Below are 12,383 nucleotides of genomic sequence, written 5' to 3'. Positions count from 1 at the left end.
CGCTTCTGCAGGCCGGCAACCATAGCGCGACCCGAGCGCCGGCGGCAGGGGGCCACCGGTAGCAGACGGCCGATCTCAACCACCAAGGTGACGATTTGACGAAGAATTTCAGCGTTGATCCGCTTTGACCGCTTGCTAATCTGCGGCGCCGGGGCCGCGATCACCCCTTAGTGAGACAGAAATGGCAATGCAGGCCCTCTTCATCGGACAGACCTACATCGACGTGACGTTCATCACCGACCACATGCCGACGGGGGACGAGAAGCACGTGGCATCCGACTATGCCGTCTCGTTCGGCGGCAATGCGGTGACTGCGGCATTTTGCTGCGCCAAGCTCGGCATCGTGCCCGACCTGATCGCCACCGTCGCGAATGACTGGCTCGGGCGGATGTTCCAGGACATGACCGCGAAATACGGCATCTCCGTCCATCCCCGGAAGGTCAATGCCTCCTCGCTGTCCTTCATCATGCCGAAGGACGGCAAGCGCGCCATCGTGCGCTGCCGCGACGATGCGCATATCCACCCGTTCCCGCTGCTCAATCTCGGCAATTGCAAGGCGCTGCATGTCGACGGCCACCAGCCCGACGCGGCGTTGCATTATGCCAAGCTGTGCCGCGAGGCCGGCATCCTGACCTCGCTGGACGGCGGCGGCCTGCGCACCAACACCCATGAGCTCCTGGAATATATCGACGTCGCGATCGTGGCCGAGCGGCTGTGCGAGCAGATGGACCTCACGCCGGAGAAGATGCTCGACTACCTGAAGAGCCGCGGCTGCCGCATCGGCGGCGTCACCCAGGGCGAAAAGGGCCTGCTCTGGTATGACGAGGTCGGCGCCGTGCATACGCTGCCCGCCTATCCGATCCCGCGCGAGCGCGTGATCGACACCAACGGCGCCGGCGACGTCTTCCATGGCGCCTATGTGTATTCGTACCTCGCCAATCCTGCGAAGGGCTGGAAGGAGCATTTCGAGTTCGCCCGCGCGGCCTCGACGTTCAAGATCCAGAAGCTCGGCAACGAGGCCGGCCTGCCGACGCTCGCCGATATCGAGCTGGTTCGGCAGGAATTCGAGGCTCGCGTCTAGCGGTTGTGGGGAGCAGGCGGATGGGGCGGGTCGTCGTCGCCGGCAGCATCAACATGGATGTGGTGGCTGCGGCCGAGCGCCATCCGCGCATCGGCGAGACCGTCGCCGGCCGGTCGGTGATGTACTTTCCGGGCGGGAAGGGAGCGAACCAGGCCGTCGCCGCGGCCAAGCTCGGCGTGCCGACGGCGCTGATCGGTCGGCTCGGTCGCGACGCCTTCGGGGAGCAGTTGCGCGCATTTCTCACGGCTCAGGGCATCGATCTCACCGCCGTGAAGGACAGCGCCAGCGCGTCGACCGGCACCGCGATCATCACGCTGGCCAAGGCCGACAACTCGATCGTGGTGATATCAGGCGCCAACGCCGAGGTCAGCGCCGACGATGTGGCGCAGGTGTCTCTTGGCTCGGGAGACGTGGCCGTCAGCCAGTTCGAGATCCCGCAAGCGACGATTGCCGCGTTCTTCCAGCGTGCCAAAGCGGCCGGCGCCACCACGATCCTCAACCCCGCCCCCGCGAGCGCCTTCGACAGCACGCTGTTTGCGCTGGTTGATGTCCTCGTGCTCAACGAAACCGAGCTCGGTTTCCTGGCCGGCATCGAGCTCGGCGACGCGTCGACGCCGCAGCAGGTGAATGAGGCGGTTCGCGCGCTCAAGCCTCGCGACGACCAGACAGTCTGCATCACGCTCGGCGCGCGTGGCGCGGTTGCGGTTTCTGGTGCCGAGGCCCGGCTGGTCGAAGGCCGCGCGGTGAAGGCTGTCGACACCACCGGCGCCGGCGACTGCTTCGTCGGTGCGCTGGCCGCGCGGCTGTCACAGGGCGCGGCGATTGCGGATGCGATCGGCTATGCCAACGTCGCCGCGTCGATCTCGGTGCAGCGCATGGGCGCCGGCCCGTCGATGCCGACCGAGGAGGAGGTTCGCGCGTGGCTCTAGGCCAGAGCGCTCTTCAGGTCGAAGCTGGGATCAGCGGCCTTGGCTGCATCCAAGGTGCCGCCCGCAGCCAGCAACTTGCGGCCGAACATATGGTCGCCGGCGCGGTTGACCGACTCGATGCCGACCAGTCGGCCCTCCTTGTAACAGAACGCGGAGAACGCCTTTTGCGCCGGGTCACCGCGCAGAACGACCTGGTCATAGCCGGTGGTGAGCCCCGCGATCTGGAGCTTGTCATTGCCCTGGTCGCTCCAGAACCACGGCTGTCCGTCATAGGGCTTGACGTCGCCCGTCAGCCGCGCCGCGACGCAGCGGGCGTGATCGGTGGCGTTCTGCACCGACTCCAGCCGCAGCGTCCCGCCGAAGCGCTGGCTGACGAACAGGGCGCAGTCGCCGATGGCCGAGATGTGCGGATCGCTGGTGAGCAGATATTCGTCGACGACGATGCCGGAGGCGACCTGCAATCCAGCCTCGGCGGCGAGCTCGACATTCGGCAGCACGCCGACGCCGACCACGACGAGGTCAGCGGGGATGTGCCGACCATCGCTGAGGCTGACGCCGGTGACCTTGTTGCCGTCGGCCTCGATGCTGGTGGCCTGCACGCCGAGATGGATGCGCACGCCGGCTTCCGCATGCTGCTTCTGGAAGTAGTCCGAGATCTCGGCGGTCACTGCCCGCGCCATCACCCGCGCGCCGAGCTCGAGCACGTCGACCGCGAGGCCCTTGATCCGCGCAGTCGCCGCGAATTCAAGACCGATGAAGCCGGCGCCAATGACGACGGCCCGCTTGGCATCGGCGAGCAAGCCTCGCAGCGCTTCGCTGTCGTCGAGAATGCGCAGATAGCGCACCGCCGGGAGATTGGCGTTGGGAATGTCGAGCAGCCGGTTGCGCGCACCGGTCGCGAACACGAGGTGCCCATAGTCGAGCGTCCTACCGGAGGCGAGCAGCACCCGGCGCTGATCGCGCTGAACAGCGACGGCACGATCGTAGACGAGATCGATGGTCTGGTCGGCGTAGAACTTCTGCGGTCGGAACATCAGGGTCTCGGGACCGCCAGTGCCCTTCAGATACGCCTTCGACAGCGGCGGGCGCTGATACGGCAGATGCGACTCGTCGTTGATCAGATGAATCGGATCGGCAAAGCCTGCCTGACGCAGCGAGGTCGCGAGCTGGAATCCCGCATGCCCCGCACCCACGATCACCACCGGTCCCTTCGTCACTGCACCCTGCCCCATTCTGTCATTGTCCACGCCGACGGAACCGGGTTTTGGCAGACTTGTCCGGCATTGTCACCGGTCCCGCCGTACGGTTTAAATGCGGCAACAAAAGCCACGCCCCGGGAGGTATGAATGTCGGACGCCGTAGCGGAACCTGCCCGCCTGAGCATCGAAGGTCCGATCGCGACCATCACGCTCGACCGCCCGGCAGCGTTCAACGCCATCAACCTTGCGATTGCGAAGCGCTTGGAGCTGCTTGCGGCCCAGGTCGAGGCCGACGACACCATCCGCGTGCTGATCCTGAAAGGCGAAGGCCGCGCCTTCAGCGCCGGCGGCGACCTGCAGACGATCGGCGCTGCCGCCGAGGCCGACGCCATCACGCCTGTCGTCAGCGAACTGCTGCATCACTACCATGCCTTCATCGCGAGCCTGCGGCGCATGCCCAAGATCGTGCTGGCGAGCGTGCACGGCTCCGCCGCCGGCGCGGGGATGTCGCTCGCCTTCGCCGCCGACCTCTGCATTGCCGCCGAGGACGCGCGCTTCACGCCGGCCTATGCCAAGCTCGGCGTGTCGCCCGACGGCGGCGGTACAGTTGGCGTGGTCGCCACTGTGGGCATCAGGCGGGCGCTGCAGATCTTCCTGGCGGAGGACAGCTTCACGGCCGCGCAGGCCCATGAATGGGGCTTGGTCGCGAAAGTCGTCCCCGCCCCCGAGCTCGCGGCAGCCACCGACGCGCTGGCTGCGCGGCTGGCGCAGAATGTGCCGGCGGGGATCGCGGCGACCAAGGCGCTGATCCATCGCGCGCCAACCAGCTCGGTCGAAGACCAGCTCGCCGCCGAGCGCGATGCCATCATCAACTGCATGCACACGGATGAATTCCGCGCCGCCGTGAAGCGGTTCACCAGCAAGGGAAAGTAGGACTGCGCTCACCCCTTCCCTTTCCGGCGCATGAAATCGAAATCGCAGCCGTCGTCGGCCTGCAGGATCGTTTCATGGAAGAGATGCGCATAGCCGCGCTCCGCCCATTCGGGCGTTGCGGCTTGCTTCAGCGCAGCGCGACGCCGGTCCAACTCGGCGTCGTCGACCAGCAGGTCGATGCTGCGCTTGGGAACATCGAGCCGGATCATGTCGCCGCTCCGCACCAGCGCCAGCGGGCCTCCAACCGCGGACTCCGGGGTGATATGCAGCACGATGGTGCCGAAGGCGGTGCCGCTCATGCGCGCATCGGAGATGCGCACCATGTCCTTCGTGCCGCCGCGCGCGAGCTTCTTCGGGATCGGCAGGTACCCCGCCTCCGGCATGCCGGGTGCGCCTTTCGGCCCGGCGTTGCGCAGCACCAGGACGTCGTCGGCCGAGACGTCGAGATCGGGAGCATCGACCCGCAAGGTCATGTCCTCGATCGACTCGAACACGACGGCGCGCCCGGTGTGCTGCAGCAGCTTGGGGCTTGCCGCCGAATGCTTGATGACCGCGCCGCGCGGCGCCAGATTGCCGCGCAGCACGGCAAGGCCGCCTTCCGGCTTGATCGCGTCGCCGCGCGCGCGGATCACGTCCTGCCCCGGCACGTCCTCGGCAGCGGCCACGATGTCGCGCAACGATTGGCCGGTGATCGAGCGGCAATCGAGATCAATGAGATCGCCGAGCTGCTTCATCAGCTTCGGCACGCCACCGGCGTGATGGAAATGCTCCATGTAGTGATCGCCGGACGGCTTGAGATCGACCAGCACCGGCACCTCGCGACCGATGCTGTCGAATGCATCGAGTTCGATTTTATGCGGCGTCCGGCCGGCGATGGCGGTGAGATGCACGAGCCCGTTGGTCGAGCCGCCGATCGCCTGCAGCACCACCTGCGCATTCCGGAACGCCGCAGGGGTCAGCAGTTCGCTCGGCTTCGGTCCCTTCACCTTGGCCATCTCGGCCGCGACCCGGCCGCTGGCCTCGGCCGAGCGGAAGCGCTCGGCATGCGGCGCCGGGATGGTCGCGCTCATCGGCAAGGACAGTCCGAGCGCCTCGGTGATGCAGGCCATTGTCGAGGCCGTGCCCATCACCATGCAGGTGCCGACCGAAGGAGCGAGCCGGCCGTTGACTGCGTCGATCTCGCTGCCGTCCATCTCACCGGCGCGATACTTCGCCCAGAGACGTCGGCAGTCGGTGCAGGCGCCGAGCACCTCGCCCTTGTGATGCCCGACCACCATCGGCCCGACCGGAATGACCACCGTCGGCAGATCGGCCGACACCGCAGCCATGATCTGCGCGGGCAGGGTCTTGTCGCAGCCGCCGATAACCACCACCGCATCCATCGGCTGCGCGCGGATCATCTCCTCGGTTTCCATCGCCATCAGATTGCGCAGATACATCGAGGTCGGATGCGCAAAACTCTCGGCGATCGAGATGGTCGGAAACACGAACGGCATCGCGCCCGACAGCATGACGCCGCGCTTCACCGCCTCCAGGATCTGCGGCACGTTGCCGTGGCACGGATTGTAGTCGCTGTAGGTGTTGGTGATGCCGACGATCGGGCGATCGAGCGCGTCGTCCGAATAGCCGGCCGCCTTGATGAAGGCCTTGCGCAGGAACAGCGAGAAGCCGGCATCGCCGTAAGCGGTCAGTCCCTTGCGCAATCCATCGGTCATGGTCTTCTCTTCTTTCATTCTCAACGTCATTCCGGGGCGCGCGAAGCGCGAACCCGGAATCCAGACATTGTCTTGCGCTCTCACATCGAGATTCCGGGTTCGCGTCCTGCGGACGCGCCCCGGAATGACGAGGTCGGATCAACCCCAGTCGATGATCCGGCTGGTGTCGCCGTCGAACTCAGTGGTGCAGAACGCGCCGCCCTGGAAATAGTCGCCGATCGGATCGGCGGGCAGCTTGGCCTGCTCGGCCAAGGCGTGCTCGCGGAAATCCTCCGCGCGGCCGGTCGGGCGATAGCCGAGGTCATAGGCACGCTGGTTGTCCCACCAGGCGCGCTCGTTCAGCGATGCGCCATAGAGCACTTCAAAATGGATGTCGGGATGCTCGAGGCCGATGCGGCAAAGTTGCACCAGATCTTCCGGCTTGAGCCAGATCGACAGCCGGCGCTTGTCGAGCGGCTTGTCGCCGAAATTGCCGATGCGCAGGCACGTCACCTTCAGCCCATGCTTGTCGGCATAGAGCGAGCCGAGCGCCTCGCCGAACACCTTGCTGACGCCGTAGCGGCCGTCGGGACGCGGCTGCACGTCATTGTCGATCTTGCGGTGGCGGGGATAGAAGCCGACCGCGTGGTTCGACGAGGCGAACACCACGCGCTTGACGCCCTTGCGGCGGGCCGCCTCGAACAGGTTGTAGCCGCCGATGATGTTGGCCTGCAGGATGTCGTTCCACGGTCCCTCGACCGAATAGCCGCCGAAATGGATGATGCCGTCGACGCCTTCGCACAGCGCCTCGACCTGAGCGAGGTCGGCAAGATTGGCCGCCTTGAAGGTCTCCTGGCTGGAAAGATCGGCAGGCGGTTTCAGGTCGCTGAGCAGAAGGTCCGGATAGATCGGCGGCAGCAGCTTCCGCAAGGAAGTGCCGATTCCACCGCTCGCACCGGTCATCAAGATACGTGGCATTTCATCCCTCGTGTTGGGTCCGCAGGTTTGCGGTTGTGGCGGGCCAATGATAGCAGAGATCGCAACCGCGCAATAACAGGACCGGCCAAATGTCCGACGGAAACGCTCACGCGCAGGGCTGGCGCCCTGCCACCTTCTATCCCGATCCGGCGATCCAGGCGCTGGATCCGCGCTTCGAGAAATACTGGCTCAAGCTCTCGGCCGTGGAGCGGCTGGCGACGGGCCTGCGCTGGGCGGAGGGGCCAGTGTGGTTCGGCGACGGGCGCTATCTGTTGTGCAGCGATATCCCCAACCAGCGCATCCTCAAATGGGAGGAGGAAAGCGGCGCGGTCTCGGTGTTTCGCAAGCCCTCCAATTTCGCCAATGGCAACACCCGGGATCGCCAGGGCCGTCTCGTCACCTGCGAGCACGGTGGCCGCCGCGTCACGCGGACCGAGTATGACGGCTCCATCACCGTGCTGATCGACTCCTTCGACGGCAAGCGGCTGAACTCGCCAAACGACGTCGTCGTCAAATCGGACGACTCGATCTGGTTCACAGATCCGACCTTCGGCCTGCTCGGCAATTACGAGGGCTACAAGGCCGAGTCCGAGATCGACGCCAACGTGTACCGGATCGACGCGGCCACGGGCCGGGCGACCATCGTCGCCGAGGGCGTGCTGGGACCGAACGGGCTGTGCTTCTCGCCCGATGAATCCATCCTCTACATCGTCGAATCCCGCGGCGTACCGAACCGCAAGATCCTCGCCTATGACGTCTCCGCCGATGGCAGCAAGCTCGCCAACAAGCGCGTCCACATCGATGCCGGTCCGGGCACGCCGGACGGCATGCGCTGCGACGTCGACGGCAATCTCTGGTGCGGCTGGGGGATGGGCTCGCCCGAACTCGATGGCGTCATGGTGTTCGCGCCCGACGGCGCCCCGATCGGCCGCATCGCCTTGCCCGAGCGCTGCGCCAATCTCTGCTTCGGCGGCCTGAAGCGCAACCGGCTGTTCATGGCCGCCAGCCAGTCGATCTACGCGCTCTACGTCAACACGCAGGGCGCGCTGGGGGGATAATTGGCCGTCATTGCGAGGAGCGAAACGACGAAGCAATCCAGACTTCCTTCCCGGCCCCTGGATTGCTTCGCTGCGCTCGCAATGACGGAGACCAATCAAGCCGCCTTGTAGCCCGCGATGGCCTTGACCTCGAGATACTCCTCGAGACCGAACCGGCCCCATTCGCGGCCGTTGCCGGACTGCTTGTAGCCACCGAACGGCGCGGTGCGGTCGTTCGGGACACCCTGCAGGTTGACGTTGCCGGCGCGGATCTTGCGGCCGACCTCGCGGGCCTTCTCGATCGTCGGGGCCGTGACATAGCCGGCAAGACCATAGGGCGTGTCGTTGGCGATACGCACCGCCTCGTTCTCGTCCTTGGCGCCGATGATCACGAGCACTGGTCCAAAGATCTCCTCGCGCGAGATCGTCATCTCAGGCTTGACGTCGGCGAAGATGGTCGGCCGCACATAGAAGCCCTTGTTGACGCCCTCCGGCAGGCCCGGGCCGCCGGCGACGAGGGTCGCGCCCTCCTCGATACCCTTATTGATGAGGGCCTGGATCTTGTCCCACTGGCCGCGATTGACGACCGGGCCGATCGTGGTGCCCTCGCCGCGCGGGTCACCCGCCTTGGTCTTGTCGGCGACGCCCTTCGCGATGGCAGCGACTTCCTTCATGCGCGCGGCCGGCACGATCATGCGCGACGGCGCGTTGCAGGACTGGCCGGAGTTGTTGAACATATGCATGACGCCGCCGGTCACTGCCTTCACCAGGTCGGAGCCCTCCAGGATCACGTTCGGCGACTTGCCGCCGAGTTCCTGGCTGACGCGCTTCACGGTCGGCGCCGCGCGCTTGGCGACGTCGATGCCGGCGCGGGTCGATCCGGTGAACGAGATCATGTCGATGTCCGGATGCTCGCTCATCGCAGCGCCGACCTCCGGCCCGAGGCCGTTGATCAGGTTGAACACGCCCTTCGGCACGCCGGCTTCATGCAGGATCTCGGCGAAGATCAGCGCCGAGGTCGGAGTGAATTCCGACGGCTTCAGGATCATGGTGCAGCCCGCGGCCAGCGCCGGCGCGACCTTGCAGGCGATCTGGTTCAGCGGCCAGTTCCAGGGCGTGATCATGCCGACCACGCCGACCGGCTCGCGCACCACCACGGACGCAGGCAGCGTCTCCTCGAACTCATACTTCTTCAGCACGTCGAGCGTTGACATCAGATGGCCGAGGCCGGCGCCGGCCTGCAGCTTCTCCGCCATCGGCAGCGGCGCGCCCATCTCGTCGGAGACGGCGGCGCCGATCTCCTTCATGCGGCCCTTGTAGATCGTGATGATCTTCTCGAGCAGCGCGACGCGCTCCTCGCGCGAGGTCTGTGAGAAGGTCTCGAAGGCGCGCTTGGCGGCGGCGACGGCCTTGTCGACATCGGCCTTGGAGCCCAGCGCAACCTCGTACATCGCCTCCTCGGTCGCCGGATTGATGACCTGGGTGGACTTCTTGACGACCGGATCGACCCAGGCGCCGTCGATGTAGAATTGCAGGCGATTGACCATCGGAAAACCTCTTCACGTGGAAGCATCTGGAGGGGGCGGCAGCACGCGGCCGGCATCCTGGCACGCGCGATCCGCGGGATGAACCCGCCACATGCGGGGACCGGGGTTGCGTCCCGCGGATATAGGAGCAAGGCCGCGACCGGCGCAAGCCGACCGGCCTGCGTTTCGTCGCCGCTCCATTTTGCATCGCAGCAACCGCGTGTCCCCTTCGCCCCCTCCAGATCGCCATCATTCCGGATGGCAGAATTCCCGCCGTCGAAGATTCATTTCCAAGATGTGAACTGCTTCACATCGCCGTTCGATCGCTCTGGCTAATCTCCTCTTCATAGACATCCCGGCATCTCGAAAGGACGCCGGATAAGATTTCAGAACCGATATTTTCGCCAGTTCTTATTGCGCAGCCTTTCAGTACGTAGACATTTGATCCAAGTTGCGACGCCGTCTCCTTCATCCAGGTGAGGGAGACGGCGTCCCCGTTCTTGGCCCGCCCTCACACTGCCATCTTGCGATGCCGGACCGGCGCGCCAGTGAGGCTCTCGGCCGCATCGATGATCGCGTTGGCGTCCATCCCATTGTGGCGATAGAGGTCGTCGATCGTCCCGGTCTGGCCGAATTTCTCAACCCCCAGCGCCTCGACGCGATGGCCGCGCACCGAGCCGAGCCAGCCGAGCGTCGCCGGATGGCCGTCGATCACGGTGACGATGCCGCAATCGCGCGGCAGCGGCGCCAGCAGTTGTTCGATGTGGCTGAGATGTTGCACACCGCGCCGATGCCGCCGCAGGCTGCGCGCCGCCGTCCATCCGGCATGCAGCCGGTCCGCCGAGGTGATCGCGAGCAGGCCGACGTCGCGGCGGGACTCGCCGATCAGGCCGGTGGCCTCGATCGCCTCCGGCGCGACCGCGCCGGTATAGGCGACGATCACCTCGGCATTCGGTCCCGGCTTGCGCAGCCAATAGGCGCCGGCGGCGATGTCGGATTCCAGCTCCGGCGTCATGATCCGCTGCGGCTGATCGATGGTGCGCGTCGACAGCCGCAGATAGAGCGAGCCGCCCTCGCCTGCCTCGCGCTGCATGTGGGCAAAGCCCCATTTCATGATCGCGGCGAGCTCGTCGACGAAGGCCGGCTCGAACGACGACAGCCCGTCCTGCGCCATGCCGATCAACGGTGTCGCGATCGACTGATGCGCGCCGCCCTCCGGCGCCAAGGTCACGCCCGACGGCGTGGCCGCCACCATGAAACGCGCATCCTGATAGCAGGCGTAGTTCAGCGCATCGAGGCCGCGCTCGATGAAGGGATCGTACAAGGTGACCACCGGCAGCAGCCGCGCGCCGTTGATGGCGTGCGACAGGCCAAGCGCCGAGGCCATGATGAACAGGTTCATCTCGGCGATCCCCAGCTCGATATGCTGGCCCTTCGGCGAGGCCGCCCAATTGAAGGTCGACGGGATCTTCTCGCTGCGGAACAAATCCGCCTTCTCCGCGCGGGCGAACAGGCCACGGCGGTTGACCCAGGCGCCAAGATTGGTCGAGACGGTGACGTCGGGCGACGAGGTCACGATGCGCGAGGCCAGCGCGGTGTCGCTGCGGGCGAGATCGTTGAGGATCAGGCCAAAGCCCTGCTGCGTCGACATCTGCGCCGCCGCGGTGAAGGTCAGCCGCTCCGGCACGTCGAACACCGCATCATCGAGCCGGCGGCCATCGCGATTGAACGGCACCGACGCGAGGAACGACTCCAGCGTCGAAGCATCCTGCGTCAGTCCCTCGAACTTGTCCCACTCATGGCCCGGGCGAATGTTCTGCTGCGCGCGCCACTTCTCCATCTGGGCGACGGTCATCAGGCCGGCGTGATTGTCCTTGTGGCCCTGGAACGGCAGGCCGACGCCCTTGATGGTATAGGCGATGAAGCACACCGGGCGGTCGTGGTCGATGGACTCGAAGGCATCAAGCATGCTGGCCATGTCGTGGCCGCCGAGATTGCTCATCAGCGCCAGCAACTCGTCGTCGGTGCGCTTGTCGAGCAGCCGGGTCACGTCGCCCTGATCGCCGATCTCGTCCTGGATGTGCTTGCGGAAGGCAGCCCCACCCTGGAAGCACAGCGCCGCATAAAGCGCGTTCGGGCAGTTATCGATCCAGCGCCGCAGCGCCTCGCCGCCGGGTTCGGCAAACGCCTCTCGCATCAGCCGGCCGTATTTCACGATCACCACGTCCCAACCGAAATTGCGGAACATGGTTTCGAACTTCTCCCACAGGCCCTCGCGCACGACGGCGTCCAGGCTCTGGCGGTTGTAGTCAACGATCCACCAGGTGTTGCGCAGGCCGTGCTTCCAGCCCTCGGCCAGGGCCTCGAAGATATTGCCCTCGTCCATCTCGGCGTCGCCGACCAGCGCGATCATGCGGCCCTCGCGGCGGCCCTTCATCCAGCCATGCGCGTGTACGTAGTCCTGCACCAGCGAGGAGAACAAAGTCTGCGCGACGCCGAGGCCGACCGAGCCGGTCGAGAAGTCGACATCGTCGACATCCTTGGTGCGCGACGGATAGGATTGCGCGCCCTTGAAGCCGCGGAAATTCTCCAGCTTCTCGCGCGTCTGCCGGCCGAACAGATATTGGATGGCATGGAAGACGGGGCTCGCATGCGGCTTCACCGCGACGCGGTCCTCCGGGCGCAGCACCGAGAAGTACAGCGCCGACATGATGGTCGCGAGCGAGGCGGAGGAGGCCTGGTGGCCGCCGACCTTCAGGCCGTCGGTGTTCGGCCGGATGTGGTTGGCGTGATGGATGGTCCAGGACGACAGCCACAGCGCCTTGCGGGTCAGCGCGTTCAGGATGTCGAGACGGTCTGACGATGCGGATGGCGTGGCCATGGCGCGCTGCTCCCCGGGGCCTTGTTGGATTCGCCGATTTTAATCCTGTCGCACCGGCCATAATTCTCAATTTTTCGCGTGCAGTTGCCGATTGTTGAGATATTTTCCCATTCAGAATCCACTTT

Annotated in this window: 9 protein-coding genes; 4 read left to right on the top strand and 5 right to left on the bottom strand. The window is 65.7% G+C overall.

What is annotated here, in order from left to right:
- Positions 1-187: 187 nt before the first annotated feature.
- A complete protein-coding gene (locus QX094_RS23630) occupies positions 188-1,081 on the top strand; it encodes a sugar kinase (RefSeq protein ID WP_315715822.1) in 894 nt (297 codons plus the stop codon).
- Between the two features lie 20 nt (positions 1,082-1,101).
- Positions 1,102-2,010 carry a ribokinase gene (gene rbsK, locus QX094_RS23625; protein WP_316185145.1) on the top strand — a complete coding sequence of 303 codons (909 nt, stop codon included), beginning with the start codon at positions 1,102-1,104 and terminating at the stop codon, positions 2,008-2,010.
- Here rbsK and QX094_RS23620 read toward each other — a convergent pair.
- The gene (locus QX094_RS23620; RefSeq protein WP_315715746.1) at positions 2,007-3,242 is read right to left on the bottom strand and encodes an NAD(P)/FAD-dependent oxidoreductase; all 1,236 of its coding nucleotides are present in this window, start codon (positions 3,240-3,242) and stop codon (positions 2,007-2,009) included. The genes rbsK and QX094_RS23620 overlap by 4 nt on opposite strands.
- Positions 3,243-3,356: 114 nt before the next feature.
- On the opposite strand from QX094_RS23620, the gene QX094_RS23615 reads away from it, so the two are divergent.
- The gene (locus QX094_RS23615) at positions 3,357-4,142 is read left to right on the top strand and encodes an enoyl-CoA hydratase/isomerase family protein (RefSeq protein ID WP_315715745.1); all 786 of its coding nucleotides are present in this window, start codon (positions 3,357-3,359) and stop codon (positions 4,140-4,142) included.
- A gap of 8 nt (positions 4,143-4,150) precedes the next feature.
- On the opposite strand, the gene QX094_RS23610 is transcribed toward QX094_RS23615, so the two are convergent.
- Together QX094_RS23610 and QX094_RS23605 are read right to left on the bottom strand one after the other, a co-directional pair.
- Complete coding sequence (locus QX094_RS23610; RefSeq protein WP_315715744.1) at positions 4,151-5,857, bottom strand: IlvD/Edd family dehydratase; 1,707 nt, start codon at positions 5,855-5,857, stop codon at positions 4,151-4,153.
- Positions 5,858-5,995: 138 nt separating this feature from the next.
- On the bottom strand, positions 5,996-6,814 hold the full coding sequence (locus tag QX094_RS23605) for an NAD(P)-dependent oxidoreductase (RefSeq protein WP_315715743.1): 819 nt from the start codon (positions 6,812-6,814) through the stop codon (positions 5,996-5,998).
- Positions 6,815-6,903: 89 nt separating this feature from the next.
- On the opposite strand from QX094_RS23605, the gene QX094_RS23600 reads away from it, so the two are divergent.
- Positions 6,904-7,872, top strand: a complete 969-nt coding sequence (locus QX094_RS23600) for an SMP-30/gluconolactonase/LRE family protein (protein WP_315715742.1) — start codon at positions 6,904-6,906, stop codon at positions 7,870-7,872.
- 95 nt (positions 7,873-7,967) lie between these two features.
- Here the strand turns inward: QX094_RS23600 and QX094_RS23595 are convergent, their stop codons facing one another.
- Together QX094_RS23595 and QX094_RS23590 are read right to left on the bottom strand one after the other, a co-directional pair.
- On the bottom strand, positions 7,968-9,398 hold the full coding sequence (locus tag QX094_RS23595) for an aldehyde dehydrogenase family protein (protein ID WP_315715741.1): 1,431 nt from the start codon (positions 9,396-9,398) through the stop codon (positions 7,968-7,970).
- 490 nt (positions 9,399-9,888) lie between these two features.
- The gene (locus tag QX094_RS23590) at positions 9,889-12,258 is read right to left on the bottom strand and encodes a transketolase (RefSeq protein ID WP_315715740.1); all 2,370 of its coding nucleotides are present in this window, start codon (positions 12,256-12,258) and stop codon (positions 9,889-9,891) included.
- Positions 12,259-12,383 lie beyond the last annotated feature (125 nt).

The organism is Bradyrhizobium sp. SZCCHNS1050 (assembly GCF_032484785.1).
Classification (GTDB): domain Bacteria; phylum Pseudomonadota; class Alphaproteobacteria; order Rhizobiales; family Xanthobacteraceae; genus Bradyrhizobium.
The sequence above is the reverse complement of the archived record's forward strand: the minus strand, read 5'-3'. Positions and strand labels throughout refer to the sequence as shown.